Source organism: Mycolicibacillus trivialis, assembly GCF_002102395.1.
Classification (GTDB): domain Bacteria; phylum Actinomycetota; class Actinomycetes; order Mycobacteriales; family Mycobacteriaceae; genus Mycobacterium; species Mycobacterium triviale.
Map to the genome: position 1 here is coordinate 69,738 of NZ_LQPZ01000018.1, position 25,913 is coordinate 95,650.

Consider the following 25,913-nt stretch of genomic DNA (forward strand, 5'->3'; position numbering starts at 1 on the left):
GGAGGATCGATCGTGCGAGTGCTGGGGATCAACGGGGTCTTCCATGACCCGGCCGCCGCGCTGGTCGTCGACGGGCGCATCGTCGCCGCCGCCGAAGAGGAACGCTTCTCCCGCCGCAAGCACGGCAAACAGGCCGTCGCGTTCTCCACCTGGGAACTTCCGGTGCACGCCGCCCGGTGGTGCCTGGAGGAGGGCGGACTGGACCCGGCCGACCTCGACGCCGTGGGCTACTCCTATGACCCGGTGCTCGCCGAGTCCGACGACGGGCCGCTGCCCGGCCAGGACCGCGACTGGGAGCATCTCCGGACCCTCTATGCCCGGCGGGCCGGGCGTTTCCTGGCCGCCGCGCTGCCGGGTCTGGACCCCGGGGCCGTGCGGCACGTGCGCCACCACGTCGCCCACGCGGCGTCGGCGTCGCTGGCCTCACCGTATCCCGACAGTGCCGTGCTGGTGGTGGACGGCCGCGGCGAAGCGACCTCCATGCTGGCCGGGGAGTACCGCGACGGCAAGCTGGACATCCTTGCCAGCCAAGCTCTTCCGCATTCGCTGGGCCTGCTGTACGAGGATCTCACCGAACACCTCGGTTTCACCCGCGGCAACGACGAGTACAAGGTGATGGCGATGGGCTCCTACGGGACCCCGCGTTTCGCCGAGCGGCTGCGCGCCCTGGTCCACAGCTGCCCCGACGGCACGTTCCGCACGGAGCCGATCGACTGGACGACGCTGGCCCCGCCCCGCGGCCCCGCCACCGCCGACCTCGACCCGGTGCACGCCGACCTGGCCTGCAGCGTGCAAACCGTCGTCGAGGAAGTGCTGGTGGACCTGGTGACCTGGCTGGCCGGCCACACCGGCTCCGACACGGTATGTCTGGCCGGCGGGGTTGCTCTCAACTGCGTGGCCAACACCCGGATCCACACCTCCGGCGCCTTCCGCCGGGTCTGGGTGCAGCCGGCCGCCGGGGACGCCGGTACCGCGCTGGGCGCCGCGCTGGCGGTGGCCGGGGCGCAGGACGCGCCGGGCGAGCCGCTGGAGCCGATGGGTTCGGCCGCGCTCGGCCGCGGTTGGTCCGACGACCAGATACAAGCCGTCCTCGACGACGCCGACATCCACTACGAACGCCCCGCCGACCAAGCCGTGGCGGTGGCCGACGCCCTCAGCGACAACCTGCTGGTCGGCTGGTTCCAGGGCCGCTCAGAGTTCGGCCCCCGTGCCCTGGGGCACCGCTCCCTGCTCGCCGACCCGCGCGACCCCGACAACCTCGAGCGGCTCAACCGGGTCAAGGGCCGCGAACAGTTCCGGCCGGTCGCCCCGATGGTGCTCGCCGAGCGGGCCGCGGAGATCTTTCAGCGCGGGCCGCTGCCGAGCAGGTACATGCTGTTCGTCCACGACGTCGCCGACGGCTGGCGCGACCGGATCCCGGCCGTCACCCACGTCGACGGGACCGCGCGCATCCAAACCGTCGACACCGATCAGCCGCTGCTGCACCGGATGATCGCCACCTTCGGCGACCGCACCGGCGTTCCGGTCGTGGTCAACACCAGCTTCAACACCGCCGGACGGCCGATGGTCGACAGCCCCCGCGACGCACTGGAGTGCTTCGGCAGCGCACCCATCGACGTGCTCGCGATCGGGCCGTTCCTGATCCGAAGGCACCAGCAATGACGGCGCCCGGCGTCGCGGTGGTGGTGCCCACGGTGGGGCGCCCGGCACTGCACCGGCTGCTCACCGCACTCGGCGCTGCCGCCGGGCCGGCTCCACCGGAGATCGTCGTCGTCGACGACCGGCAAGACACCCGCATCCCGCTGCCGCTGCCCGAGCTGCCCCAGGTGCCCCAGGTGCTGGTGCTGCGCAGCGGGGGTCGTGGGCCCGCCGCGGCCCGCAACATCGGCTGGCGGGCCAGCTCCGGCGAGTGGGTGTGCTTCCTCGACGACGACGTGGAGCCCGGGCCCGCCTGGTGCGCCCAACTGGAGGTAGACCTGAAGACCGCCGCAACCACCGCGGGGGCGGTTGGCTCGCAGGGCGTGATCGCCGTGCCCGCCCCGGCCGGGCGGCGCCCTTCCGACCAGGAGCGGCGCACGCTCCGCCTGGCCGAGGCACAGTGGATCACCGCCGATATGGCCTACCGCCGGTCCGCGCTGGTCGACAGCGGCGGCTTCGACGAACGCTTCCCCCGCGCCTACCGGGAGGACGCGGACCTGGCGCTGCGCCTCACCGACGCGGGCAGCACGATCCTCGCCGGGACCCGCGAAACCCGCCACCCGATCGATACCGGCAGCGCCTCGCCGTGGAGCAGCCTGCGCGCCCAGCGCGGCAACCGTGACGATGCGCTGATGCGCCGCAAACACGGCAGGCGCTGGCGCGCCGCGATCGGGGAGGGTCGCGGCCGGCTGCCGGCGCACCTGCTGTCGGTCGCGGCCGCGGCCACCGCGGTGGGCGGGGTGCTGGCGCGCTCCCGCCGGGCCGGCGGGGCCGGGCTGGTGAGCTGGCTCGCGCTGACCGCCGACTTCGCGGCGCGCCGCATCGCTGCCGGCCCGCGCACCACCGCCGAGATCACCGCGATGATCCTCACCAGCGCGCTGATCCCGCCGGTCGCGGTCGCTCAACGCGCCCTGGGCGCCTGGCGGTTCCGCGGCGCCCGCGCCGAGCCGGTGCTGGCGGTGCTGCTCGACCGCGACGACACCCTCATCCACGACGGCCCCTACCTCAACGACCCGGATCGCGTAGTCCCGCTGCCCGGAGCGGCGGCCGCGCTGCACCGGCTGCGCAGCCACGGTATGCGCCTGGGCGTGGTCAGCAACCAATCCGGCGTGGCCAAGGGGTTGATCAGCGCCGAGCAGTTGACGGCCGTCAACGCCCGGGTGGACCGGCTGCTGGGCCCATTCGACACCTGGCAGATCTGCCGCCACGACGACGGTGACGGCTGCACCTGCCGGAAACCGGCGCCCGGGCTGGTCACCGCCGCGGCCGCGGCGCTCGGCGTGCCGGCCCGGCGCTGCGTGATGATCGGCGACACCGGCGGCGACGTCACCGCCGGACTGGCCGCCGACGCGCACGCGATCCTGGTCCCCACCGAGCGCACCCGCGCCGAGGAGGTCCGGGCCGCCCGCGCCGATGCCGCCGTCGCCGACACCCTCGGCGACGCTGTCACCCTGGTCCTGGAGCGGATGCGATGAGCCCCGCGACGCCCACCCGGACCGCGCTGGTCGCGCGGCTGGACAGCCTCGGCGACGTGCTGATCACCGGCCCGGCGGTGCGCGCGGTGGCCGCCGGACACGACCGGGTGGTCTTCCTCGCCGGGCCGCGCGGCAGCGCGGCAGCCGTCCTGCTGCCCGGCGTCGACCGGGTGGTGGAGTGGGCCGCCGGCTGGGTCGACTTCGACTCCCCGCCGGTGAGTGCCGCAGCGGTCGCCGACCTCGTCGAGATCATCGCCACCGAAAAGCCCGACACCGTGCTGATCTTCACCTCCTTCCACCAGTCGCCGCTACCGCTGGCGTTGATCTGCCGGATGGCCGGCGCCGAGTGGATCGGCGCGATCTGCACCGACTACCCCGGCCGCCTGCTGGACCTGCGACACCGGGTCCCCGCCGGCATCCCCGAGCCGCGCCGCGCCCTGTCGCTGGCCGCGGCCGCCGGCTACGAACTCCCGGCCGACGACGACGGCCGCCTGCGCATCACTCCGGCCCCGACGCTGACACCGGAGCTGTCGAACACGCTGGGCGGCCCCGGGTTCGTGGCGTTCCATCCGGCAGCCGCCGTCCCGGCCCGCCAGCCCGCACCGGCGACCTCGGCGGCGATGGTGGCGGCGCTGGCGCGGGCCGGGCACCGGGTGGTGGTCACCGGCAGCGCCGCCGAACGCGACCTGACCGCGCTGGTGGCCGGCGACCACGCCATAGACCTGGGCGGCCGCACCAGCCTCGTGCAGCTCGCCGCGGTGTTCGCCGCCGCCGCGGCGGCGGTGGTGCCCAACACCGGGCCGGCACACCTGGCCGCCGCCGTCGGCGCGCCCATCGTGTCGCTGTTCGCCCCGGTCGTCCCGGCCGACCAGTGGAGCCCGTACGGCACCGACGTGGTGCTGCTGGGTGACCAGCACGCCGCCTGCCGGGACAGCCGCGCCCGCGCCTGCCCGGTGCCCGGGCATCCCTGTCTGGACGGCATCGATGTACAGGACGTGGTCGCCGCGGTGGCCACGCTGGAGCAAAGGGGAGCAGCATGATCGAAAGGCACTTCGCCGACCTGGTGCGTGCGCTCGCACCGATGCGCCCGGCCGCCGAGCAGCTGACCACCTGGGGCGAGCACCTCGCCGACGTCTTCGCTGGTGGCGGGCGGCTGCTGGCCTGCGGCAACGGCGGCAGCGCCGCCCAGGCCCAGCACCTCACCGCCGAACTGGTCGGCCGATTCCAGGACGAGCGGGATCCGCTGTCGGCCATCGCACTCCACGCCGACACCTCGGCGGCCACCGCCATCGTCAATGACTATGGGCCTGAGGAGATGTTCGCCCGCGGTGTCCGCGCGCACGGCCGGCCCGGCGACATCCTGGTCGCGCTGTCCACCAGCGGCAGCAGCCGCAACGTGCTGGCCGCCGCCAAGGCGGCCCGGGAATGCGGAGTCACCACCTGGGCGCTGACCGGGGCCGGGCCCAACCCGCTGCTGGCCGGCTGCGACGACGGCATCGCCGTGGAGGCGGAGTCCACCGCCACCGTCCAGGAGGTCCACCTGGTACTGGTGCACGGCCTGTGCATGGCACTCGATCACGTGCTGCTCGGCGGGAAGCAGGTGACGCGGTGAAACCCCTGGTGATCATCGGTGACTCGATGCTCGACGTCGACGTCGACGGCTCCGCCGAGCGGCTCTCCCCGGAAGCGCCGGTGCCGGTGGTGGAACCCCACCACATCTGGCAGCGCCCCGGCGGAGCCGGACTCGCCGCCGTCCTGGCCGACCGGGTCCACTCCGAGGTCGTGCTGGTCACCGCGACCGGACGGGACGCCAGTGGACGCACCCTGGCCCGGCTGTTCGCCGAGGACTACCCGAACATCCGGCTCGTCGAGACGGGCCTGGCCGGCACCACCGCCAGCAAGATCCGCATCCGCGCCGGCGGCCAGTCGGTGCTGCGCGTCGACCACGGTGACGGCTACGCCGCCACCGGCCCCCTGCCGCCACAGGTCACCGAGGTGCTGCGCGAGGCCGGCGCGATCTGCGTCGCCGACTACGGGCGAGGCGTCACGGCCCACGAGCGGCTGCGCGCGCTGCTGACCGCCGCCGTCGCCGACATCCCGGTGGTGTGGGACCCGCACCCGCGCGGCACCGCACCGGTGCCCGGCTGCGCGCTGGTGACACCGAACCAGTCCGAGGCGAGGCGCTTCGTCCCCGACACCCCGGGCGGCCAGCTCCCCGCAGCCCTGCGCGACCGATGGGCCGCCGACGCGGTCAGCGTCACCCTCGGCGCCCGCGGCGCGCTGTTCGCCGACCGCCGGCACACCGCTCATCACCTCCGCCCACCGGACAGCGTGGCCGGTGGCGCCGCCGACACCTGCGGCGCCGGGGACCGGTACTCGGTCGCGGCGGCAGCGGAACTCGCCGGCGGTGCCGACCCGTTGCAGGCCGCGACCGCCGCCGTCGACGACGCAGCCCGGTTCGTCGCCGCCGGTGGCGCCTCCGCCGTCTCCTCGGTGTTCCCGATGCTCGGCGGAATCGAGACGACCACCGACGCCGGTGCGGTGACCGGGATCTCGGCGGTGAACGCCCTCGTCCGGCGGGTCCGGCAAAGTCGCGGCACGGTGGTGGCCACCGGCGGATGCTTCGACCTGCTGCACACCGGGCACGTGCGGCTGCTGCGCCGCGCCCGCGAACTCGGAGATGCGCTGATCGTGCTGATCAACTCCGACGAGTCGGTCCGCCGGCTCAAAGGCGAAGGACGGCCGGTGGTCTCGGCGCAGGACCGCGCCCGGGTGCTGGCGGCGCTGGCCTGCGTCGACGGCGTGGTGATCTTCAACGACACCGACCCCACCGCGATGCTCGACCGGCTGCGGCCCGACATCTGGGTCAAGGGCGGCGACTACCGCGACGTCGACCTGCCGGAAGGCCCGACGATCAGCCGCAACGGCGGCGACGTGGTGTTGCTGCCGACCGTGCCGGGGTATTCGACCTCGAAGCTGATCGCCGCGGCGAAGTAACCACCCACCCGACCGGAGGAGCGCATGTCCCAACACGACTCGTCGGCCCCGCAGTCCGCAGCACTCGGCACGGAGCGACCCGCCGGGGGAGTCGGCAACGTCCTGATCGCCGGCGGAGCCTCCGGGCTGGGCGCAGCGACGGTGCGCGCCGTGCAACGCCACGGCGGCACCCCGCTGGTGATCGACGTCGCCGAACCCGCCGACGGTGTCGCCTACCAGCACGCCGACCTGGCCGACACCGCCGCGGTCGAAGACGCGGTGGCCGAACTGGCCCACACCGCCGACGGACCCCTGCACGCCGTGTTCACCCCGGCAGGCACCGACGCCTGCGGGCGCCTCGACCAGGTGCCCGCCGCCGACTGGGAGAAGGTGCTGCACGTCAACCTGCTGGGCACCGCTGCGGTCATCCGGGCCGCGCTGCCGTACCTGACCGCCGACGGCGGGCACATCGTCACCTGCGCCTCCACCCTGGGCATCAAAGCGGTCAGCGATGCAACCGCGTACTGCGCCAGCAAATTCGGGGTCGTGGGATTCACCCGGGCACTGGCTGCCGAACTGGCCGGTGAGGTCGGGGTGACGCTGCTGATCCCCGGCGGCATGACCACCGCGTTCTTCGATGACCGCCCCGAGCAGTACAAGCCACCCGCCGATGCGAAACTCAACGACCCCGACCAGGTGGCCGAGACCGTCCTGTTCGCGCTGCGTCAACCCGCGGGAAGCGAGATCCGCGAGCTGGTGGTGTGCTGCAGCCAGGAGTCGTCGTGGCCGTGACCCTGCCGGTCCCGCCGGTCGTCCCCGACGCGCCTGCCACGATCCTCGTCCTGCGGGCCCTCGGACTCGGCGACCTGCTCACCGGCGTCCCCGCGCTACGCGGTCTGCGCCGCACCTACCCGCAGGCGCGCCTGGTGCTCGCCACGCCGGATTGGCTCACGGGACTGGCGCTGCTGTCCGGCGCGGTCGACGAGGTGTTGCCCACCGCGGCGCTCGGCGCGTTGCGGTGGCCCGGCCCGGCGCCGGACCTGGCGGTGAACCTGCACGGCCGCGGCCCGCAGAGCATCACCGACCTGCTGGCCACCGAAGCGGAAACACTGCTGTCCCACCGCCATCCGGATTTCCCGGCGCTTCCCGGGCCGGCCTGGCGGGACGACCTGCACGAAGTTGACCGGTGGTGCACGCTGCTGGGCTCCGCGGGTATCGTCGCCGACCCGCAGGACCTCACGCTCGAGCGGCCGGCCGGCCATCCGCGCCGCGACGGCGTGGTCATCGTCCATCCCGGCGCCGGCGCACCGTCGCGGCGCTGGCCGGCGGAGCGGTTCGCGGCGGTGGCCGCCGACCTCGCGGCGGCCGGGCAGCCGGTGGCGGTGACCGGTTCCAGCGCCGAACGACCGCTGGCCGAGGACGTCGCCCGCCGGGCCGGCCTGAACCCGTCGGCGGTGCTGGCCGGCCGACTCGACGTGCTCGCCATGGTGGCGCTGATCAGCGACGCCCGCCTGCTGGTGTGCGGCGACACCGGCGTCGGCCACATCGCCACCGCCACCGGCACCGCTTCGGTGCTGCTGTTCGGCCCCACCCCGCCGAGCCGCTGGGGGCCCCGCGGACCCGGCAGGCATGTGACGGTCTGGGCCGGGGACCGCGGCGACCCGCACGGCCAGCAGCCCGATCCCGGACTGCTGCTGATCACACCGGACCGGGTGCTCGACGCGGCCGCCGAAATCCTTGGGCAGTGCGCATGACACCGCGGGTGGGGGTCGTCGGCGCCGGCTACGTCGGACTGACCACCGCGGTCTGCCTGGCCGACACCGAACTGGACACCGTCTGCATCGACCTGGACGACGACCGGGTCGCCCGGTTGCGGCGCGGCGACGCGGTCATCGACGAACCGCGCCTGCCGGATCTGCTGCGGAGCCGGCTGCGCACCGGCCACCTGCGGTTCAGTCGCGACTACGACGCCCTGCACGACCGCGACGTGGTGTTGGTGTGCGTACCCACCCCCACCGCCGACAGCGGTGCGGCCGACCTGCACGCCGTCGACGCGGCGGTCGCCGCCTTGGCCGCGGTGCTGCGCCGCGGGGCGGCGGTGGCCGTCAAATCCACGGTGCCGGTGGGCACCTGCCGCCGGCTGGCCCGCCGCCTGCACGACCATGGCATCGACGTGGTGTCCAACCCGGAGTTCCTGCGCGAAGGCCGCGCCGTCGATGACTTCTGTCACCCGGGCCGGGTGCTGGTCGGCACCGCCGACGGCGAGGACGGCATCCGGGCCGGCGCCCTGGTGGCGCGCCTGTACGGCGGAGCCGACACGGTGCTGCGGATGAGCTGGGAGAGCGCCGAATTGGCGAAGTACGCCAGCAACGCGTTCCTGGCGGTCAAGCTGTCGTTCGTCAACTCGCTGGCCGAACTGTCCGGCCGGGTCGGCGCCGACATCGGCGACGTCACCGGGGCGATGGGCGCCGATGACCGGATCGGGCCGCACTTCCTGTCGCCGGGTCCCGGCTGGGGCGGCTCGTGCCTGCCCAAGGACACCGCCGCCCTGCTGCACACCGGCCGCCGGCACGGCACCGCGCTGCCGGAAGTGACCTCCGCACGCCGCACCAACGGCCACCAAACCGAACGGATCCTCACCGCGCTGCGCAGCCGGCTGAACCGCCCGCTGCACCAGCTGAAGGTGACCGCCCTGGGGGTGACGTTCAAAGCCGGAACCAGCGACGTGCGCGACTCACCGGCGATCACCATCTGCACCGACCTGCAGCGGGTCGGTGCCCAGCTGACCGCCTACGATCCGCGACTGGAGGCGATCGACGCCGCCGCCCTACCCGCCGCCACCGCCTGCGACCCCTACGTCGCGGTCAAAGACGCCGACGCCATCGTGGTGCTCACCGAGTGGCCGGAATTCGCGGTGCTGGACTGGGACCGGATCGGGCGGCGCGTCGCCCCGGACGCGGTGGTGCTCGACACCCGCAACGTCGTCGACGCCGACGCGGTGCGTCGCGCCGGTCTGGAGTTCGTCGGCAACGGCACCGCCCACGGCTACTGACCGGGCGACCTCAGCGGACCCGGAACCGCTCCAGATCGCCTGCCTTGAGCGTCAGCCCATGGCCGGGGGCGCTCCGGTCCGGGCGCAGTACGCCGCCGGCCTGCGGGCGCAGCACCCCGTCGAACGCCATCGCCTCGATACGGACATGGTCATGGAAGTACTCCAGATGCCGCAGGTGCCACACCGCCGCGCCGACCTGGGCGCTGATCTGCGGGGCGCAGTGCAGGGAGAGGTCCAAACAGCGGGCGTCGCACAGCGCCGCAACCCGCAGCACCCCGCTGACGCCCAGACAGCGGGTGACATCGGCCTGCGGGCAGTCCACCGCCCCGGCGTCCAGCATCCGCTGAAAATAGTGCAGGTCATAGCCGTACTCACCGGCGGCGATGTCCAGACCGGCCGGGCCGCGGTCGCGCAGCAGGCGCAGCCCCGCCAGATCGTCGGAGCTCACCGGCTCCTCGAACCAGCGCACCTCGTGGTCGGCGAACCGCTGCGCCCACAGCAGCGCCTCCTTGCGGCGGTAGGCGCCGTTGGCGTCGACGTACAACTCGGTGCCCGAGCCGATCGCGGCCAGCGCCACACTCAACCGCGCCGGGTCGGTACTCGGGTCGCGGCCCACCTTGATCTTCACTCGCGGGATTCCGGCGTCGACCCAGCCGCTCAGCTGGGAGCGCAGCTGAGCATCGCTGTAGGAGGTGAACCCGCCGCTGCCGTAGATCGGCACGGATTCGTGGATCGCTCCCAGCGTCACGGTCAACGCCTGACCCAGCAGCCGGGAATGCAGGTCCCACAGCGCGATATCGATCGCTGCGATCGCTTGGGCCACTACGCCGGGCCGGCCCAGGTTGCGCACGGCGTGCAGCATCTGGGTCCAGCGCGCCTGCGGGTGCAGCGCGTCCTCGCCGGTGATCAGGTCGGCGAGCATATCGGCGACCACCGTCGCCACCGGGGTACCTGCGTAGGTGTAGCCCAGCCCGCGCTGCCCGCCTGCCTCCGCGGTCACCACCACCATGGTCGTCGACTCCCAGGTCAGGGTGCCGTCGGACTCCGGTGCGTCGGTGGGGATGGTGTAGGCGACGACCTGCACCGCGTCGACCGGGACCGGTGTTGCGCCAACAGCATCCATCCGCGGTGGCTACCCACAATCACGCGGTGCTATCCACCTGCAGCCAAGCACGTTTCCCACCGATCGGCCCCGGGTATGCGTGACGGCGTGAGCACCTCGGTCACCGGTCGCTGGCGGCGGTTCTGGTCGACGCCGCCGCTGACGCTGAACGGGTGGGTCGCGTTCAACCTGCCGACCACCGTGAGCGCCGCAGGCGCCGCCCTGCTGCTGGCCATCGCGGGTGTGCACGGCTACCTGTGGTGGTCGACCCCCGACCCGCCGGCGGCCTTCGTCGGCTACCTCGTGTTGCTGTGCGCGGCCTGCGTGCTCGCGGCGGCGCTGATGTTCGCTCCGCGCGCCGAGATCACCGGCCCGGCCTGGTATCTGGGCAGCGTGGCCTGCCTGTCGTTCCTGGTCGTCTACCTGAGCACCCGCGCCGACGTGGTGGCGGGGCTCACCGGGTTGACCGGTCGCTGGGACGTCGCGCCGGGCAGCGCGCTGATGGGCTGTGCCGCCTTGTTTCTCCTGCTGCACGCCACGGTGCTCTCGGGCATCAACGTCGCGCACCCGCAATGGCAGAACTGGCATGACTAGGTGAGGGAGGCGACGATGACGGCGTTGGATTTCCCGGCCTGGCTGCGCGTCGAGCACTGGCTCAACCTGCTGTTCCTGACCTTGGCGATGCGCAGCGGGCTGGAGATCCTGGCCACCCACCCGAAGCTGTACGGCAACGACGAAAGTCGTCCGGGCACCGAATGGGCCCGCTTCACCCGCAAAGTGATGCCCAAGGCCAAGCTCTACGACACCCTCGACGAGGAGGAGTCCTACCATCCGCTGGTGTCGCTGCCCGGCCGCGCCCAGCTCGGCATGGGCAGGCATTGGCATTTCGTGGCGGTGCTGGGCTGGATCCTGGTGGGCGCCAGTTACTTCATTCTGCTGTTCGCCACCGGTCAGTGGCACCGCTACTGGCCGGCATCGTGGTCGATCTTCGCCGACGCCGCCGACGACGCGCTGACCTATCTGTCGTTCAACCTGCCGCCGTTGCTGCCGGGTGAACCGCTGGACGCGATCCAGAAACTCACCTACGCGGGGTTGCTGTTCGTGCTGGCGCCGCTGCAGATCCTGACCGGGGCGGCGCAGTCCCCGGCGGTCGAGGCCCGGTTCCCGTGGTTCGTCCGGCTGTTCGGCGGCCGGCAGCGCGCCCGCAGCCTGCACTTCCTGGGGCTGGGTGCATTCGCGGTGTTCATCGTCATCCACCTGTCGATGCTGTTCTTCTGGGGCTGGGGGCGGCTTAGCGCACTGATGATCTTCGGTTCGGTGCGCAACACCTATTGGGCCACCGCGCTGTCGCTGCTGATCGTGGCCGCCGTCATCGGTGTGCACGTCGCGGCGACGGTGTGGAGCCTGCGGCGGCCACGCTCGGTGCAGCGGGTGCTCGGCGGGTTCCTCGACCGGTTCCGCCGGCGGGTGTTGCGGCCGTTGGACTCCCGGCAGAACTATCCGGTGCCCGCGGTCTCCTCCCAGCACCGGGTGAACGGAAAACCGCCCACGTCACTGGAGTACAAGGTGATGGCGGTGCACAACTTCGTCGACTGGCGGCTGCGGGTCGGCGGCCTGGTCGAAAACCCCGTCACCCTCGACCTGGCCGGACTGCAGGCGCTGAGCGAACCGCGCACCCAACGGGTGCTGCACAACTGCATCCAGGGCTGGTCGAGCATCGCCGAATGGGGCGGGGTCCCGCTGGACCGGCTGGCCGAACTGGTGCGCCCACTGCCGCAGGCCCGCTACATCTGCTTTCTGACCATGCAGGACAACGACCGTGACGAGCCGAGCGCCCGCGGGCACGGCCAGTTCTACGAGGTCATCGACCTGGAGTTGGCGCACAAGCCGCAAACCCTGCTGGCCTACCAGATGAACGGGATCCCGCTGGCCATCCAGCACGGGGCGCCGGTGCGGTTGCGGGTGGAGACCCAGGTCGGCTTCAAGATGGCCAAATGGATCAACCAGATCGAGTTCGTCGACGACTACTCCTGCATCGGTAAGGGTGCCGGCGGCTGGCGTGAGGACAACGTCTACTACGACCGGCAGGGGGAGATCTGAGTGACCGCCGACCGCGGACCGCAGAACAGCTTCCCGGGGCCCGAGGACGCCGACGTGATGGCCCGCCCGGAACTGGTGGAGTTGTCCGACGCCGCCACCGAGCGGGTCGTCACCCACCTCGAGGCGAGCGGACTGCGCTGCGAGTGTTGCGGCGCCGCCGATTTCACCATCGGGTCGGCGCTGCCGATGGGTTTTCTGTTCCTCGACGAGGACGACGACGCCTACCTGGTCGCACTCACCTGCCGCAACGGCGGTTGCGGGCGCCCGCGTACCGGTCTGCGGCTCGCCGGCGCCGATTTCCTGGCCGCCGCCGATTCCTAGCGCGCCGCGAGCGCCTTGCCTGCTGGGAAGCGCAGCCGGGCGCGGTGCTCAGCGCGGTCCGTCGCGCTCACCGACGTCGTGGGTCTCCTGCGCCAGCCGCTGGTCGAGCGATTCGCCTTCGCGTTGCTCGGCGGCGGTCACCCCGAAACGGTCGGCGGAGGTCCACTGCTCGGGTGGGTCCATGCCCTCTTCCAGCGGATCCAGCCCGATACGGTCCTCATCGAGATCCTCCGCGCCCACGCTGCTGGTCAGATCGGTGTTGACCCCGTCGCCGGGATCGGGCTGGTAGGGCGACGGCGCATCGGACGGGGTGTCGTTGTCGGTCATGACTCCTCCTCGTGTGCTGGATCGGTGTGTGCTGGATCGGTTACCGGGGTGTGCTCGTCGCCGAGGCGTGGCACCGCGATGCCCAGCCGGCGGGACACCGCGGAGAGCTCGCGCAACTCGGCGCAGAGCCGGCGCACCCGCGTCTCGTCGGCGCCGGCCAGCTCGCCGCGGTCGCGGTAGTGCAGCAGCCGCGGGAGCCGGCCCGCCAACGCGGTACCCCAGCGGATGCTGACGTCGTAGACCGTCGCCTCGCTCACCTCGGGCCGGCTACCCAACTGCCGCACCGCGGCAATCTGTTCGGTGAGAACACTCACGTCGTCGGTGATGTCCACGCTCATCTCGGGTTCCTTTCCCGGCGCCGTCACAGGCCCGGCTTGGCGATGCTGACCAGGTACGGCTGACCGTCGAGCGTCAGGTACACCCGGTGCGCCCCGACCGCCAACCCGGACGGCGACGCCGAACGGGCCGGCCCGGCAGGCAGTTCGGCCCGGTAGTCGACGACCCGGATGACCGGAATGGCCCCGTCGGGATAGCCGGTGAAGCTCGCCGTGCGGGCCACCACCAGCGCGGTGTCGGTGGCGATGTAGAGCCGGGTGTCGTCGGCGACGAGGCAACGCACCGCCCCGGCGGGCACCTCCAGCCGGCCGACCTCGGACAGGCCCTCGCCGCCCCGGCGGCTCTCCACCGCACGCACCGTGGCACCGGAGGCGACGTAGCTGCGGGTGGTCTTGGTGTGATCGGCGGCGGCCACGCTCACCGGCACCGCGATCTCGCCGAGCTGCTCGGGGGTGGTCGATGCGCCGCGGTAATGGCGCACCCCGTCGCGGTGGTACAGGTGGTAGTCGATGCGGCGGCCGCGCGCGGAGCCGATGATCGCCTCCGCCGGTTCGTCGGAGAACTCGGCGGTCGGTAGGGCCGTTCGGCCGTGCTCGCCGACCGGGGTCACCGAACGCCCGTCGGCGGAGAGCACCAGCAACACCCGCAGCCCGGCGTTGGCGCTGACGCTGTCCGGTGCCGGGCCGGCGGCGAGCTCGTCGACCGGGCGCAGGCTGTCCAGATCCAGCACGGTCAGGTTCTGCCGACCCGGGCGCGGCACGAAGACCTCGCGCGGATTCGTCTCGCTGATCCGCAGGTCACGCCCGGCGTCCAACGGCCCGGATACCGCGGTCCCCACCCGGTCGGGGTCGTCGGGGTCGGTGACCCGGGCCAACCGGCCGTCGTCGGTGAGGGCCACCAGCGCCGACAACGCCGGCGACCAAGCCGGCGCGCGCAACGGCCGGGCGGTGGCGCTGACCGTCACCGTCGGCTCCGACTCCCAGTCGGTCTGCGCCGACGTGCAGCCCGCCACGGTAGCGGCGGCAACCGCGGCGCCTACGGCTGCTCGCACCCACCCCCGAACCGTCACGGCGCACTCAGTCGGTGAGCCGGTGCTTGAGCAGCGCCTTGGCCTCATGGGCGCCCTTGCGGCTGGCCTGCTGGGCGCGACGGAACAGGTCGGCGGTTTCCTCGTCGCCGCTGCGGTCGGCGTCGGCGATGTAGGTGTCCAGCCGCAGCGCGTTGTCCAGACACGCTTCCACGAACCAGATCAGGTTGTAGTCGCGGTCTTTGGTCCCGGTCACGGTTCCGGTTTCCACCGTCATCGTCGCCTCCCTCGGGTTCTCACATCGGACACACGTCGGGTTCGTTCTCCGCGGCTATCGGCTACCCGTCGGGCCCGTCCGCTAATCCGGGTGGTTGGCGCGCCGGCCGCCGGGTATGCGCACCCCATGACCGCAGGCGCCGAGCAGTACCTGCCCGCGACCCGCGGGCTGCGCGCGCTCCGCGCGGCCGCCGCCACCTGTCGCGGCTGCGGCCTGTACGAGAACGCCACCCAGACGGTATTCGGTGTGGGGCGCCGCAGCGCACCGCTGATGCTGGTGGGCGAACAACCCGGCGACCGCGAGGACCGGCAGGGCCGCCCATTCGTGGGGCCGGCCGGCGGACTGCTCGCCCGCGCCCTCGATGACGCCGGGATCAGCGCGGAGCAGACCTACCAGACCAACGCGGTCAAACACTTCAAGTTCACCCGGACCAGTGGCGCGCGGCGCATCCACCAAAAACCGGGCCGCACCGAGGTGGTCGCCTGCCGGCCGTGGCTGATCGCCGAGATCGACGCGGTACACCCGCGGCTGGTCGTCGCCCTGGGCGCCACCGCCGCCCAGGCGCTCCTCGGACCGAGCTTCCGGGTCTCGGCGCATCGCGGCGAAACGCTGGAGCTGCCCGGTGATCTCGGAACACGCCGCCGACCGCGGCTGCTGGCCACCGTGCACCCGGCGGCGGTGCTGCGTGACCGCAGCGGCGACCGCGACAAGGCTTACCGGCTGTTCGTCGAGGATCTCCGCCGCGCCCGCGACATCGTGTCCTCCCCACCGGTTTGACCGCTTCTCGCCCGGGTACCCGAAAACCGACGCCCGATGACGCCCCCATGTCGAAGGAGTGCACCACCATGCCGAAAACCGCGGATTACATCGTCGACCGGCTCCGTCAGTGGGGGGTACACCGCATCTTCGGCTACCCCGGGGACGGCATCCTGGAGATGGTGGGCGCGCTGGACCGCGCCGACGGCGACCCGGAGCTCATCCAGCCCCGCCACGAGGAGATGGGCGCGTTCATGGCCACCGGCCACGCCAAGTTCACCGGCGAACTGGGGTGCTGTCTGGCCACCTCCGGTGGCGGCGCGATCCACCTGCTCAACGGGCTCTACGACGCCAAACTGGACCACCAGCCGGTGGTGGCGATCATCGGTCAACAGAAACGGATGTCGCTGGGCGCGGCGTTCCAGCAGGAGATCGACCCGAACTCGCTGTACAAGGATGTCTCGTCGGACTTCATCCAAACCTGCATGGACCCGGTACAGGCGCGCCACCTGGTGGACCGCGCCTGCAAGGTGGCGTTGACCAACCGGACCGTCGCCACGATCATCCTGCCCGAGGACGTCGCCGAGGAAGAAGCCGTGCCGTCCCCGCCACGGGTGCACGGCGCGGTCTACAGCGGCATCGGCTGGGCCAAACCGCGGATCCTGCCCGGCCCGGCCGAACTGCAGAAGGCCGCCGAGATCCTCAACGACAGCGAGAAGGTGGCGATCCTGGTCGGCGCCGGTGCCCAGGACGCGGTCGAGGAGGTGAAACAGACCGCCGATCTGCTCGGGGCCGGGGTGGCCAAGACCTCCCTGGGCCGCGCCACCCTGCCCGACGACCTGCCGTACGTGACCGGCCCGATCGGGCTGCTGGGCTCCACCGCCAGCGAGGCGATGATGTCGGGTGCGGACACCCTGTTCATGATCGGCACCAGCTTCCCCTACGCCGAATGGCTGCCCAAGGAGGGCCAGTGCCGCGGGGTGGAGATCAACCATGACGGCCGGATGATCGGGCTGCGCTATCCGATGGACGCCAACCTGATCGGGGACTCCAAAGACACGCTGCAGGAACTGATCCCGCTGCTCAAACACAAAGAGGACCGGTCCTGGCGGTCCAAGATCGAAAGCGAGGTCGAAGAGTGGTGGCGAGTCCTCGACGACCGCGCCCACGACAAGGCCGAACCGCTCAACCCCGAGCTCGTGGTGCACGAGCTGTCCAAACGCCTGCCGGACCGGGCGGTGCTGACCACCGACGCCGGGTCGGTGGCCAATTGGTGGGCCCGGCACCTGCGGCTGCGCCCGGGGATGGCGGCGTCACTGGCGGGCAACCTGGCCAGCATGGGGCCGGGCACCCCGTACGCGATCGCGGCCAAACTGGCCCACCCGGGCCGGCCGGTGATCGCGGTCGTCGGCGACGGGGTCTTCCAGATGAACGGCATGGCCGAGATGATCACCGTCAAGCGCTACAACGAGCGGCTCTCCGACGGTCCGCTGGTCTTCTGCGTGTTCAACAACCAGGACCTCAACCAGGTGACCTGGGAACAGCGGGCCATGGGCGGCCAGCCCAAATTCGAAGGAAGCCAATACATCCCCGATGTTCCCTACGCCGAGTTCGCGAACCTGCTCGGCCTCACCGGGATCCGGTGCGACAACCCGGCCACCATCGGCGAGGCCTGGGAGCGGGCGCTGGCGGCGTCCGGGCCGGTGGTGCTGGAAGTCGTCGTCGATCCCAACGTGCCGCCGGTGCCGCCGCAGATCCGCATGGAGATGGCCAAGAAGACCGCCAAGGCCGTCCTGAAGGACCCGGACCGGGTGAGCATGACGGCCAAGGGCGCCAAGCAGAAGATGCACGAGTTCACCGAATCAGCCAAGCAAACGGTGCGCGACCTGCGGGATCGGGGCGACGACTGATGGGCCGCGATCCCGATTCCCACGGCAGCGGTTCGGAACCGGCCGACGCCGAAGACCAGGACACCGCCGACCGGGTGGGTCGGGTCGCCGCCGACGACGACCTGGACACCGGGGAGACCGGAGCCGAGGCCCGCAGCGACGACGGCTGAGGTATCCGACCGGGCGGCATGACCGCCGAAGGAGGAGGACGCCGATGACACTGCTCAAAATCGGGCGCCGAGGGCGCCCGCCGGCCCCCTCCACGGCGGTCGGTGAGGCCGAGTATCTGATCGACCGGGCGCTGCGCAACATCGCCCACGGGCGCTTCGAACGGTCCCTGTCCGGGCTGACCGCGTTCGCCGCGCTGGTGACGACCGCCGAGGTCTACGCCGAGCACTACCGGGCCAGCTTCGGCAACAAGTGGATGTGGAGCCCGATCGTGGTCACCCCGCCGGTGGTCATCGCCGGGATCGGCGGGGTGTTCTCCCGGCGCTGGGCCAAACGCTGGCTGCCCGCCACCGCCGCCGTCTACGCCGCCAACGGGCTGATGGGGGAGTTCTTCCACGCCCGCGGCGTCGGGCGTCGACCCGGCGGTTGGCGGCTGTACAGCTACAACGTGCCGATGGGTCCGCCGATCGCCGCGCCGGGGCTGATGAGCATCGTCGGCGCGATGGGCCTGCTGGCCGCGATCCTGCGCCGGGAACGGTGAGCGCGATGGCCGAGCACCCCGACATCGCCCGCGGCGACCACCTGCCCAAGCGCCGGCCCGACCGCAAACCCCTGCACCCGTCGTGGCTGCCGCGGCAGCGGCGCGGGATCACCCCGCAGATGATCGGCCGCTACCCCGACTATGACGTGCTGGCCTCCGCCGATTCCTGGGATGACGCCACCCGCGAGGTGGTGCTCGCGCGGCTGGAGAAGCCCGGGCCGCTGCGGTTCTTCGGCGCCGCCGCCGAGCCCACACTGCGCGCCTTCTGCGACACCGTGCTCGCCCAGGACAGCGAACCGCGGGTGCCGGTCGCCGAGTTCGTCGACGCCAAACTCGCCGACGGTCGGCTCGACGGGTTTCAGTACGCCGACATGCCCGACGACCGCGACACCTGGCGGCTGGTGCTGACCGGACTCGACGAGGCGGCCCGCGACACCGGGGTGGCCTCTTTCGCCGACGCCGGCTCGCAGGTCCGCCAGGACATCGTCGGCCGGTTCGCCGACGCGACCCTGTCCGGCGGAAGTTGGGACCGGCTCAACGTCTCCCGGGCCTGGTCGGTGGTGATGCGGGCCGCGCTGAGCGCCTTCTACAGCCACCCCTGGGCCTGGAACGAGATCGGATTCGGCGGCCCCGCCTACCCGCGCGGCTTCATGAGGCTCGGCGGCGCCGGGGTGCGCGAACCCTTCGAGACCCGCGGTGCGACCGCCGAGGACCCGGTCGCGATGCTCAACGACGGCGACACCGGAACCGGTGGTGCCCATGGGCGCGGGTGAGAAGTGGCGCCGCCGCCTGCGCGGCGTGCTGAAGGGCTCGGTGGGACCGCCCGACAACGACTCGCGGTTCCTGCTCGACGTGCACTCGCGCGACTTGCCCGGCAAGGACACCATGCGCCGCTACCCCGACGAGGAAGAGGTCGACCTGGTCGTCGTCGGCGCCGGCGCCGGCGGCTCGGTGCTGGCCCAGCGTCTGGCCCGCGCCGGCTGGAGCGTGGTGATCCTGGAGGCCGGACCGTTCTGGCACCCGGACCGGGACTGGGTCTCCGACGAGGCCGGCTCGCACCCGCTGTATTGGACCCAGAAGCGCATCCTCGGTGGTGCGGACCCGGTCGAGTTGGGCAAGAACAACTCCGGGCGCGGGGTGGGCGGGTCGATGGTGCACTACGCCGGCTACACACCGCGCTTCCACCCCAGCGACTTCGAGACGTTCACCCGCGACCGAGTGGGTGCGGACTGGCCGATCGGCTACGCCGACCTGCTGCCGCACTACGAACTGCTGGAGCGGGAACTGCCGGTGGCCGGCCAGGACTGGCCGTGGGGTGACCCGCACCGCTACCCGTTCTCCCCGCACCCGGTCTCCGGGGCGGCGATGAAACTGTGGGAAGGCGCACTGGCGCTGGACATCGAGATGCGGGTCGGACCGGTCGGCATCGTCAACGGCACGTTCGGTAACCGGCCGCACTGCATCTACCGCGGCTACTGCCTGCAGGGTTGCAAAGTCAACGCCAAGGCCAGCCCGTACGTGACGCACCTGCCCGACGCTTTGGCCCACGGTGTGGAGATCCGGGCGGACTGCATGGCCGCCCGCGTCGAGGTCGACGAAGCCGGCAACGCCAGCAGCGTCACCTACTTCGACGGCGACGGCCGGGAGCGCCGCCAGCGCGCCAAAGTGGTGGCGGTCGCGGGGTATTCGATCGAGACACCGCGGCTGCTGCTCAACTCCACCAGTCGTCGCTTCCCGCGCGGGCTGGGCAACGACACCGACCAGGTGGGTCGCTACGTGATGGTGCAGGGCGCCTCGCAGACCGCGGGCCGCTGGCCCGAGGAACTGCGGATGTACAAGGCGCCGCCGCCGCAGGTGACCTCCGAGCAGTTCTACGAAACCGACCCGGACCGCGGGTTCGCGCGCGGATTCTCCATCCAGACCGTCTCGCCGCTGCCGATCGGCTGGGCTGAACACGTGCTCGCCGACGGCCATTGGGGTGCGGCGCTGCGCGAATACATGCGCGACTACAACCACTGGAGCACCGTCGGGGTGCTCAACGAACTGCTCGCCCACCCGGACAACCGGGTCAGCCTGGCCGACGAAACCGACACCCACGGCCTGCCCGTCGCCCAGTTCGACTACACGCTGTCGGACAACGACAAGGCCAACATGGCTTACTCCACCGAGGTGATCACCAACATCCTCAAAGCTGCCGGGGCGCAGGACATCCTGACCATCCAGCGGTTCGCCCACCTGATCGGCGGAGCCCGAATGGGCAGCGATCCGGACACCAGCGTCGTCGACTCCGACCAGCGGATGTGGTCGGTGCCCAACCTGTTCGTCGCCGACGGCTCGGTCTGCCCCACCCAGGGCAGTGCCAACCCGGCGCTGACGATCATGGCGCTGTCCTCGCGGCTGGCCGACCGCATCGTGCGCAACGAAATCCGCACCGATCGGCGCGGTGCGGGCGCCCGAGCGGGCTGAGCCCGACGGGCGGTCGACGCGGCGCGGAGCGGGTCAGCCGTGCCGCGCGCCCCAGTAGGCGCCGCCGGCCAGGGCCGCGGCGCCGGCGCCGAGCAGTGAGCGCCGGTGCCTGCTGGTCCACACCTGCAGGCTGCGCGCGTGCGACCGGGCGTCGAACGCGCCGTGGGCGCCGAAGTCGTGCCCGTCGGGCCCGTCGGCGGGTTCCCAGAGGTTGACCGGCTGGTCGGGGTCGACCGGCTGATCGGTTTGCTGCGAGCGGTAGCCGGTGCGGGCCAGGTAGCGGTCCAGCAGTGCTGGGGCCAGCCGCTGGCCTAGGATCGTGGCCACCGTGCTGCCGCCGACCCAGTACTGCTTGCGTCGCGGGTGCCGCAGCGCATACGCCACGGCGCGGGCGGCCACTTCCGGCTGGAAGATCGGCGGCACCGGCTGCGCCTGCTTGGGCAACCGGGACCGCACCCAGGAGAACTGCGGGGTGTTCACCGCGGGCATCTGCACCACGGTGATCCGCACCTTGGAGTGGTCGTGCAGCAACTCGGTGCGCAACGACTCGGTGAACCCGTTGATGGCGTGCTTGGCGCCGCAATACGCCGATTGCAGCGGGATCGCCCGCACCCCCAACGCCGACCCGACCTGGACCACCACCCCGGCGTTGCGGGGCCGCATGCGGCGCAACGCGACCATGGTGCCGTGCACGAACCCCAGGTAGGTGACCTCGGTGACCCGCCGGTACTCGTCCGGGCCGATCGCGTGGAACGGCGCGAACAGGGACGAGAACGCCACGTTGATCCAGCCGTCGATCGGGCCGAACTCCTGCTCGACCCGGCCGGCGGCGTCCTCCAGTGCATCGTGATCAGCGACGTCGGTGGGCAACACCAGCGCCTCACCGCCGGCGGCGCGCACCTCCGCGGCCGCGGCGTTGAGACCGGTCACCCCGCGGGCCACCAACCCGATCCGGGTGCCCGGACCGGCCAGCTCGCGGACCACCGCGCGGCCGATGCCCGCACTGGCCCCGGTGACCACCACGACCCGGGGGCGGCGACGGGAACCGCGGACGGCATCCAACACGGTCATAGCCGCGTGATACCCACTGCGGGCGTGGGTAAACGCCGAGTTTGCCGGAGCCCGCGGCGGGGTAGCCCGCAGTGATGTCCCCGGAGTTGACGACCCGCATAGCGCCGCCGGCGAGCCGGCTGCCGTTCACCGCCTGCCCGACACCCCACGGTGTGTATGCGCCGCAAGAGGATTCCCGGTTGCTGATCGGCGCCATGGCCGAGACCGGCGTGGTGCGCAACCGCCGGGTGGTGGACCTGTGCACCGGCAGCGGCGTCATCGCCATCGCCGCAGCCGAACTCGGCGCCTCGGCCGTCACCGCGCTGGACATCTGTCCCCGGGCCGTGCAATGCGCCGGCGACAACGCCGCCGCCAGGGGAGCGGCGGTGGACGTCCGGCAGGGGCCGTGGAGCCACGCGCTGAGTGCCGGGCCGTTCGACGTAGTGGTCGCCAACCCGCCGTATGTGCCCGGACCACCCGGCGGTGCCCCGGTGCTCACCGGGTCGCCGCTGCGCTCCTGGGACGGCGGTGTCGACGGCCGCTCGGTGCTCGGGCCGCTGTGCGAAGCCGCGAACGAGCTGCTCAGCCCGGGCGGTGTTCTGCTGGTGGTGCATTCGGAGTTCGCCAGCCCGGACCGCTCCCTGTTCGACCTGTGGGCGGCCGGGCTGGCTGCGGAGGTGATCGCCGAACAGCGGATCCCGTTCGGGCCGGTGCTGTCCAGCCGAGCCGACTGGCTGGAGAGCACCGGGCGCATGCCGTCGGGCTGCCGCACCGAACGACTGGTCGTCATCCGGGCGGACAAGCCATGAGCTCCGCAGAGCCCCGCCGGGTAAGGGTGGTGCGTAACGGGCCGGTGCTGATCTCCGGGCCCGTCCGCATCGAAACCCCAGACACCGTGGTGGAATCCGATCGCTTCCAGGTGGCGATCTGCGCCTGCGGGCGCAGCAAGAACTACCCCCTGTGCGACACCAGCCACCGCTGCAAACGCGGTTCAGGAGAATAGCGGACCGAGCGGGGAGCGCAACGAACTCTGATCGGCCTGCCACGCGGTGAGCATCTGCTCGGCCAGCCGGCTCTCCACCAGGTCGTAGGCGCGGATGCCGAACACCACGTCGGGCGCCAGCTGCGGCTCCCGCGCCACCAGATCCGCCACCACCTCGCCGCGCACCACCTGCTCGTGCACCGCGTCGGCCTCGACGTGCTCGCGGTAGAACGTCACACACTCCTCCGGGGCATCCATCCGCTGCAGCGCCGAGACCAGCCGCCGCGACCCCGGCGGCGACGTGATCTCGGTGGCCGCGAAATGGCCCACGGTGGCTCCCCGCCACCGCCGATGCAGGCCGAACAACGACATCAGGTTGACCGCCGCCAGCGCCTCCGCCGACACCGCGCCCAGATACGCCAGATAGCCGCCGTCCAGGCCGGCCGCGACCATCAGGTCGGCGTACAGCTCCTGGTGCACCTGCGGGCCGCGACCCGCCCCGTACTCGTCGAACTCGATGGCCACGAACGCCGCCTTGGCCCCGCCCGCCAGCCGCGGAATCACCCAGGCGTGCGGATCGCCCTCCTTGAGGTGATACACCGACCGCTGCACGAAGTACTCACACATCTGTACCCACGTCCCGCTGTCACGCAGGTGCCAACTCAGCCCGCTGCCCCGAACCGGCTCGACGGTCAGCGCATCCATCTCCGCGGCCACGTCGACCGTCGCCTCGATCGGGCCGACGTCGCGGCGCACCTGCTCGAGGAACATCCGCTCCAGGCGGCCCCGCAACTCCAGCAGGCTCGGCTCCCACTCCCAGCCCGGGTCCACCCCGGCGAACCCGCGGTAGTGCAGCTCGTAGCAGAGCTGCAGCGCCAGCTGCAGATCCCGTCCGTAGGGGTCGACGTCGCCGACGGCGACACCGACGTGCTCAAGTCGCTGCGGGGAGCCGGCCAACGTGTCACAGACCGCGGTCGACAGCGGCCCGCACCCGGCGGGCAACTCCGGCCCGAGGCCGGTCGGGCTGATCGGGGCAACTCTCATACCCCACCCATACCCGCACCGGACGACCGGAAAACGCCACCGCGCAGCGCCCGGTTTCACCGGGTGCCCCGGCGGGGAAAACCCATGACCGAAGACGAAAGGATCGCGGATGACGCAGCGGCAGGCGGTGGACCTGCGGGCGCAGTTCCCGCCCCAGGTGCTGCGGCAGTACGCGCTGCTGGCCGACGGGGAGCGCGGCGCGCTGATCGGGCCGCACGGCGAGATCACCTGGCTGTGTGCGCCGCGCTGGGACTCCGACGCGGTGTTCGCCGCGTTGATCGGCGGCGGTGGCTGCTTCGCGATCACCCCGCAGGACCGCAGGCATGTGTGGGGCGGCTACTACGAACCGGGCAGCCTGATCTGGCACAGCCACTGGGTGACCGGGGAGGGGCAGATCGAATGCCGGGAGGCGCTCGCTTTCCCCGCCGAGCCGGGTCGCGCGGTGGTGTTGCGCCGCCTGCTCGCCGTGCACGGCACCGCGCGGGTCGCTGTGCTGCTCGAGCCCCGCGCCGGATTCGGTCACTACGCCAGCGCGCATCTCCGCCGCGACGGCGAGGTGTGGAGTGGTCGCAGCGGGCCGCTGCGCTGGCGGCTCACCGGCTGCCCCGACGCCACCCCGCAACCGAGCGCGCACGGCGCCGGATCGGTGCTGGTCGCCGAACTGGCCCTGCCGCAAGGCGGCCACCACGACGTGGTCTTCGAAGTGTCCGACCGTGCACTGCCCGACGACCTGGTGGACGCCGACACCGCTTGGGCGGCAACCGCCGACACCTGGACGCGGGCCCGGCCCAACCTGACCGACACCATCGCGCCACACGACGCCACCCAGGCGTGGGCGGTGTTGCGCGGGCTGACCAGCCCCGGCGGCGGCATGGTCGCCGCGGCCACCACCAGCCTGCCCGAACGCGCCCACACCAACCGCAACTACGATTACCGCTACGTCTGGATACGCGACCAGTGCTACGCCGGGATGGCCGCCCACGCCGCGGGCGCGGCCGACCTGTTCGACACCGCAACGGATTTCGTTGTCGCCCGGTTGCTGGAGGACGGCCCGCACCTCAAACCCGGCTACACCACCACCGGCGCCCCGGTGCCCGACGAACGCACCCTGGACCTACCCGGCTACCCCGGCGGGGTGGACAAGGCCGGCAACTGGATCACCCGCCAGTTCCAGCTCGACGCGTTCGGTGATGCGCTACAGCTGCTGGCCACCGCCGCCCGCGCGGACCGGCTGCCCACCGGGGGCCGGCGCGCCATCGACGTCGCGGTCGCCGCCGTCGACCGACGCTGGCAGGAGAAGGAGGCCGGCATCTGGGAGCTGGACAACCGGCAGTGGACCCACTCGCGGCTGACCTGCGTGGCCGGGCTGCGGGCGGTGGCCCAGGTGGCCGCTGGCGGCGGGCCGGGGCGGACCGCGGTGCTCGCCGACGCCATCCTGGCCGACACCGCACGCCGCGGCCTGGACGCCGCAGGCGCCTGGCGGCGCAGCCCCGAACTGCCCGGCGTGGACGCCGCCCTGGTGCTGCCGCCGGTGCGCGGTGCTCTGCCCGCCGACGACCCGCGCACGCTGGCCACCCTGGCCGCGGTGCGCGACCGGCTCACCGTCGAGCAGTACGTCTACCGGTTTCGCCACGATCAGCGGGACCTCGGCGAGGCCGAGGGCGCGTTCCTGCTGTGCGGGTTCATGATGGCGCTGGCCGAACACCAGCAGGGCAGGCACTGGTCGGCGGTGCGCTACTTCGACCGCAACCGCTCGGCGTGCGGCCCCGGCGGGCTGCTGTCCGAGGAGTTCGACGTCAGCCAGCGCCAGTTGCGCGGCAACCTGCCGCAGGCGTTCGTGCACGCCCTGCTGCTGGAGACCGCCGCCACCCTCACCGACCCGGGCGGCACCGCACCGGCCTGACCCGGCCGCGGTGTGCCCGCCCCCGAATCGGGGTACCCGGTTGGGCACAACGAGGTTCGGGGGACAACACCGACGAGGAGGGGGTCATGGTTCTGAGCTTGCTGACCGGATCCGACGGGCCGGTGAGTTCGTCGCTGTCGGCGCGCAGCCTCGACATCGCCAAGGGCGTGCTGATCGTGCTGCGCGGCTGCGACGCGGCCGCCGCCTTCGACGAACTGGTGGCCGCCAGCCGCAGGCACCGGTTGCCGATCTTCACCCTGGCCGACGCGTTGGTCGCGGTGGCGGCGGGTGGAACCCGACGCGCCGCCCACCTCAGCGCGCAGGTGGCGCGGGCCGTCGAACAGGAGTGGGGTCCGCTGCTGGCCCCGCGCGGTGCGACCGACACCGGCGACGGTTTGGCCGAGTGAGCCCCGGGTATGCGCC

28 protein-coding genes are annotated in these 25,913 nt (G+C 72.2%); 21 read left to right on the forward strand and 7 right to left on the reverse strand.

Features of this window, described 5'->3' with window-relative positions; all coding sequences use genetic code 11:
- Positions 1–12: 12 nt before the first annotated feature.
- Genes AWC30_RS08655 through AWC30_RS08690 form a run of 8 tightly spaced genes read left to right on the forward strand, consistent with a single transcriptional unit; the run spans position 13 to position 9,201 of the window.
- Positions 13–1,662 carry a carbamoyltransferase family protein gene (locus AWC30_RS08655; RefSeq protein ID WP_085109790.1) on the forward strand — a complete coding sequence of 550 codons (1,650 nt, stop codon included), beginning with the start codon at positions 13–15 and terminating at the stop codon, positions 1,660–1,662.
- Positions 1,659–3,173: an HAD-IIIA family hydrolase gene (locus AWC30_RS08660; protein WP_085109791.1), complete on the forward strand. Its 1,515-nt coding sequence runs from the start codon at positions 1,659–1,661 to the stop codon at positions 3,171–3,173. Before AWC30_RS08655 ends, AWC30_RS08660 begins: the two co-directional genes overlap by 4 nt.
- Positions 3,170–4,213 (forward strand): glycosyltransferase family 9 protein, encoded by a 1,044-nt coding sequence (locus tag AWC30_RS08665; protein ID WP_085109792.1) that lies wholly within the window; start codon positions 3,170–3,172, stop codon positions 4,211–4,213. The genes AWC30_RS08660 and AWC30_RS08665 overlap by 4 nt, the downstream gene beginning before the upstream one ends.
- Positions 4,210–4,785, forward strand: a complete 576-nt coding sequence (locus AWC30_RS08670) for a D-sedoheptulose-7-phosphate isomerase (protein ID WP_085109793.1) — start codon at positions 4,210–4,212, stop codon at positions 4,783–4,785. The genes AWC30_RS08665 and AWC30_RS08670 overlap by 4 nt, the downstream gene beginning before the upstream one ends.
- Complete coding sequence (locus AWC30_RS08675) at positions 4,782–6,170, forward strand: PfkB family carbohydrate kinase (protein ID WP_109561991.1); 1,389 nt, start codon at positions 4,782–4,784, stop codon at positions 6,168–6,170. Before AWC30_RS08670 ends, AWC30_RS08675 begins: the two co-directional genes overlap by 4 nt.
- A gap of 24 nt (positions 6,171–6,194) precedes the next feature.
- Positions 6,195–6,941: an SDR family oxidoreductase gene (locus AWC30_RS08680; RefSeq protein ID WP_085109794.1), complete on the forward strand. Its 747-nt coding sequence runs from the start codon at positions 6,195–6,197 to the stop codon at positions 6,939–6,941.
- Positions 6,932–7,903: a glycosyltransferase family 9 protein gene (locus AWC30_RS08685; RefSeq protein WP_234807998.1), complete on the forward strand. Its 972-nt coding sequence runs from the start codon at positions 6,932–6,934 to the stop codon at positions 7,901–7,903. The genes AWC30_RS08680 and AWC30_RS08685 overlap by 10 nt, the downstream gene beginning before the upstream one ends.
- Positions 7,900–9,201 carry a UDP-glucose dehydrogenase family protein gene (locus AWC30_RS08690; RefSeq protein ID WP_085109795.1) on the forward strand — a complete coding sequence of 434 codons (1,302 nt, stop codon included), beginning with the start codon at positions 7,900–7,902 and terminating at the stop codon, positions 9,199–9,201. The genes AWC30_RS08685 and AWC30_RS08690 overlap by 4 nt, the downstream gene beginning before the upstream one ends.
- A 10-nt stretch (positions 9,202–9,211) precedes the next feature.
- On the opposite strand, the gene AWC30_RS08695 is transcribed toward AWC30_RS08690, so the two are convergent.
- A complete protein-coding gene (locus AWC30_RS08695) occupies positions 9,212–10,324 on the reverse strand; it encodes an enolase C-terminal domain-like protein (protein ID WP_085109796.1) in 1,113 nt (370 codons plus the stop codon).
- A gap of 87 nt (positions 10,325–10,411) precedes the next feature.
- Here AWC30_RS08695 and AWC30_RS08700 point away from each other — a divergent pair, with 87 nt between their 5' ends.
- From AWC30_RS08700 to AWC30_RS08710, 3 genes are read left to right on the forward strand one after another with little or no spacing between them, the layout of a single operon-like run.
- On the forward strand, positions 10,412–10,897 hold the full coding sequence (locus AWC30_RS08700) for an oxidoreductase (RefSeq protein ID WP_234807999.1): 486 nt from the start codon (positions 10,412–10,414) through the stop codon (positions 10,895–10,897).
- A gap of 15 nt (positions 10,898–10,912) precedes the next feature.
- Positions 10,913–12,403: a molybdopterin-dependent oxidoreductase gene (locus AWC30_RS08705; protein ID WP_085109798.1), complete on the forward strand. Its 1,491-nt coding sequence runs from the start codon at positions 10,913–10,915 to the stop codon at positions 12,401–12,403.
- Complete coding sequence (locus AWC30_RS08710) at positions 12,404–12,724, forward strand: hypothetical protein (RefSeq protein ID WP_234808000.1); 321 nt, start codon at positions 12,404–12,406, stop codon at positions 12,722–12,724.
- A 48-nt stretch (positions 12,725–12,772) separates the two neighbouring features.
- On the opposite strand, the gene AWC30_RS08715 is transcribed toward AWC30_RS08710, so the two are convergent.
- Genes AWC30_RS08715 through AWC30_RS08730 form a run of 4 tightly spaced genes read right to left on the reverse strand, consistent with a single transcriptional unit; the run spans position 12,773 to position 14,691 of the window.
- The gene (locus tag AWC30_RS08715; protein ID WP_085109799.1) at positions 12,773–13,051 is read right to left on the reverse strand and encodes a hypothetical protein; all 279 of its coding nucleotides are present in this window, start codon (positions 13,049–13,051) and stop codon (positions 12,773–12,775) included.
- Positions 13,048–13,389: a hypothetical protein gene (locus AWC30_RS08720; protein WP_207568416.1), complete on the reverse strand. Its 342-nt coding sequence runs from the start codon at positions 13,387–13,389 to the stop codon at positions 13,048–13,050. The genes AWC30_RS08715 and AWC30_RS08720 overlap by 4 nt, the downstream gene beginning before the upstream one ends.
- Positions 13,390–13,412: 23 nt before the next feature.
- Complete coding sequence (locus tag AWC30_RS08725; RefSeq protein WP_234808001.1) at positions 13,413–14,438, reverse strand: hypothetical protein; 1,026 nt, start codon at positions 14,436–14,438, stop codon at positions 13,413–13,415.
- Positions 14,439–14,463: 25 nt separating this feature from the next.
- Positions 14,464–14,691 (reverse strand): hypothetical protein, encoded by a 228-nt coding sequence (locus AWC30_RS08730; RefSeq protein WP_085109801.1) that lies wholly within the window; start codon positions 14,689–14,691, stop codon positions 14,464–14,466.
- 126 nt (positions 14,692–14,817) lie between these two features.
- Between AWC30_RS08730 and AWC30_RS08735 the strand changes: the two genes are divergently transcribed.
- From AWC30_RS08735 to AWC30_RS08755, 6 genes are all read left to right on the forward strand, one after another.
- A complete protein-coding gene (locus AWC30_RS08735) occupies positions 14,818–15,468 on the forward strand; it encodes a UdgX family uracil-DNA binding protein (RefSeq protein ID WP_085109802.1) in 651 nt (216 codons plus the stop codon).
- Positions 15,469–15,536: 68 nt separating this feature from the next.
- Positions 15,537–17,357 carry a thiamine pyrophosphate-requiring protein gene (locus AWC30_RS08740; RefSeq protein WP_085109838.1) on the forward strand — a complete coding sequence of 607 codons (1,821 nt, stop codon included), beginning with the start codon at positions 15,537–15,539 and terminating at the stop codon, positions 17,355–17,357.
- A complete protein-coding gene (locus tag AWC30_RS17795; RefSeq protein ID WP_165756472.1) occupies positions 17,357–17,506 on the forward strand; it encodes a hypothetical protein in 150 nt (49 codons plus the stop codon). The genes AWC30_RS08740 and AWC30_RS17795 overlap by 1 nt, the downstream gene beginning before the upstream one ends.
- A gap of 44 nt (positions 17,507–17,550) precedes the next feature.
- Positions 17,551–18,045: a hypothetical protein gene (locus AWC30_RS08745; RefSeq protein WP_085109803.1), complete on the forward strand. Its 495-nt coding sequence runs from the start codon at positions 17,551–17,553 to the stop codon at positions 18,043–18,045.
- Between the two features lie 5 nt (positions 18,046–18,050).
- Complete coding sequence (locus AWC30_RS08750) at positions 18,051–18,818, forward strand: gluconate 2-dehydrogenase subunit 3 family protein (protein ID WP_085109839.1); 768 nt, start codon at positions 18,051–18,053, stop codon at positions 18,816–18,818.
- On the forward strand, positions 18,805–20,511 hold the full coding sequence (locus AWC30_RS08755) for a GMC family oxidoreductase (protein ID WP_085109804.1): 1,707 nt from the start codon (positions 18,805–18,807) through the stop codon (positions 20,509–20,511). The genes AWC30_RS08750 and AWC30_RS08755 overlap by 14 nt, the downstream gene beginning before the upstream one ends.
- Positions 20,512–20,544: 33 nt before the next feature.
- On the opposite strand, the gene AWC30_RS08760 is transcribed toward AWC30_RS08755, so the two are convergent.
- The gene (locus AWC30_RS08760) at positions 20,545–21,582 is read right to left on the reverse strand and encodes an SDR family oxidoreductase (RefSeq protein WP_085109805.1); all 1,038 of its coding nucleotides are present in this window, start codon (positions 21,580–21,582) and stop codon (positions 20,545–20,547) included.
- Positions 21,583–21,656: 74 nt separating this feature from the next.
- Here AWC30_RS08760 and AWC30_RS08765 point away from each other — a divergent pair, with 74 nt between their 5' ends.
- On the forward strand, positions 21,657–22,370 hold the full coding sequence (locus tag AWC30_RS08765) for a HemK2/MTQ2 family protein methyltransferase (protein ID WP_085109806.1): 714 nt from the start codon (positions 21,657–21,659) through the stop codon (positions 22,368–22,370).
- Positions 22,367–22,564: a CDGSH iron-sulfur domain-containing protein gene (locus AWC30_RS08770; RefSeq protein WP_085109807.1), complete on the forward strand. Its 198-nt coding sequence runs from the start codon at positions 22,367–22,369 to the stop codon at positions 22,562–22,564. Before AWC30_RS08765 ends, AWC30_RS08770 begins: the two co-directional genes overlap by 4 nt.
- On the opposite strand, the gene AWC30_RS08775 is transcribed toward AWC30_RS08770, so the two are convergent.
- Positions 22,553–23,587, reverse strand: a complete 1,035-nt coding sequence (locus AWC30_RS08775) for an iron-containing redox enzyme family protein (RefSeq protein WP_085109808.1) — start codon at positions 23,585–23,587, stop codon at positions 22,553–22,555. The genes AWC30_RS08770 and AWC30_RS08775 overlap by 12 nt on opposite strands.
- 109 nt (positions 23,588–23,696) lie before the next feature.
- Between AWC30_RS08775 and AWC30_RS08780 the strand changes: the two genes are divergently transcribed.
- Both AWC30_RS08780 and AWC30_RS08785 read left to right on the forward strand, forming a co-directional pair.
- Complete coding sequence (locus AWC30_RS08780) at positions 23,697–25,490, forward strand: glycoside hydrolase family 15 protein (RefSeq protein ID WP_085109809.1); 1,794 nt, start codon at positions 23,697–23,699, stop codon at positions 25,488–25,490.
- An 86-nt stretch (positions 25,491–25,576) separates the two neighbouring features.
- Entirely contained in the window at positions 25,577–25,897 is a 321-nt protein-coding gene (locus AWC30_RS08785; protein WP_085109810.1) for an ANTAR domain-containing protein, read from the forward strand.
- Positions 25,898–25,913 lie beyond the last annotated feature (16 nt).

Coding starts and splice junctions, on each gene's coding strand:
- AWC30_RS08660 (WP_085109791.1), top strand. CDS start 1,659: ATGACGGCGCCCGGCGTCGCGGTGGTGGTGCCCACGGTGGGGCGCCCG.
- AWC30_RS08665 (WP_085109792.1), top strand. CDS start 3,170: ATGAGCCCCGCGACGCCCACCCGGACCGCGCTGGTCGCGCGGCTGGAC.
- AWC30_RS08670 (WP_085109793.1), top strand. CDS start 4,210: ATGATCGAAAGGCACTTCGCCGACCTGGTGCGTGCGCTCGCACCGATG.
- AWC30_RS08680 (WP_085109794.1), top strand. CDS start 6,195: ATGTCCCAACACGACTCGTCGGCCCCGCAGTCCGCAGCACTCGGCACG.
- AWC30_RS08690 (WP_085109795.1), top strand. CDS start 7,900: ATGACACCGCGGGTGGGGGTCGTCGGCGCCGGCTACGTCGGACTGACC.
- AWC30_RS08695 (WP_085109796.1), bottom strand. CDS start 10,324: ATGGATGCTGTTGGCGCAACACCGGTCCCGGTCGACGCGGTGCAGGTC.
- AWC30_RS08705 (WP_085109798.1), top strand. CDS start 10,913: ATGACGGCGTTGGATTTCCCGGCCTGGCTGCGCGTCGAGCACTGGCTC.
- AWC30_RS08715 (WP_085109799.1), bottom strand. CDS start 13,051: ATGACCGACAACGACACCCCGTCCGATGCGCCGTCGCCCTACCAGCCC.
- AWC30_RS08720 (WP_207568416.1), bottom strand. CDS start 13,389: ATGAGCGTGGACATCACCGACGACGTGAGTGTTCTCACCGAACAGATT.
- AWC30_RS08730 (WP_085109801.1), bottom strand. CDS start 14,691: ATGACGGTGGAAACCGGAACCGTGACCGGGACCAAAGACCGCGACTAC.
- AWC30_RS08735 (WP_085109802.1), top strand. CDS start 14,818: ATGACCGCAGGCGCCGAGCAGTACCTGCCCGCGACCCGCGGGCTGCGC.
- AWC30_RS08740 (WP_085109838.1), top strand. CDS start 15,537: ATGCCGAAAACCGCGGATTACATCGTCGACCGGCTCCGTCAGTGGGGG.
- AWC30_RS17795 (WP_165756472.1), top strand. CDS start 17,357: ATGGGCCGCGATCCCGATTCCCACGGCAGCGGTTCGGAACCGGCCGAC.
- AWC30_RS08745 (WP_085109803.1), top strand. CDS start 17,551: ATGACACTGCTCAAAATCGGGCGCCGAGGGCGCCCGCCGGCCCCCTCC.
- AWC30_RS08750 (WP_085109839.1), top strand. CDS start 18,051: ATGGCCGAGCACCCCGACATCGCCCGCGGCGACCACCTGCCCAAGCGC.
- AWC30_RS08755 (WP_085109804.1), top strand. CDS start 18,805: ATGGGCGCGGGTGAGAAGTGGCGCCGCCGCCTGCGCGGCGTGCTGAAG.
- AWC30_RS08760 (WP_085109805.1), bottom strand. CDS start 21,582: ATGACCGTGTTGGATGCCGTCCGCGGTTCCCGTCGCCGCCCCCGGGTC.
- AWC30_RS08765 (WP_085109806.1), top strand. CDS start 21,657: ATGTCCCCGGAGTTGACGACCCGCATAGCGCCGCCGGCGAGCCGGCTG.
- AWC30_RS08770 (WP_085109807.1), top strand. CDS start 22,367: ATGAGCTCCGCAGAGCCCCGCCGGGTAAGGGTGGTGCGTAACGGGCCG.
- AWC30_RS08775 (WP_085109808.1), bottom strand. CDS start 23,587: ATGAGAGTTGCCCCGATCAGCCCGACCGGCCTCGGGCCGGAGTTGCCC.
- AWC30_RS08780 (WP_085109809.1), top strand. CDS start 23,697: ATGACGCAGCGGCAGGCGGTGGACCTGCGGGCGCAGTTCCCGCCCCAG.
- AWC30_RS08785 (WP_085109810.1), top strand. CDS start 25,577: ATGGTTCTGAGCTTGCTGACCGGATCCGACGGGCCGGTGAGTTCGTCG.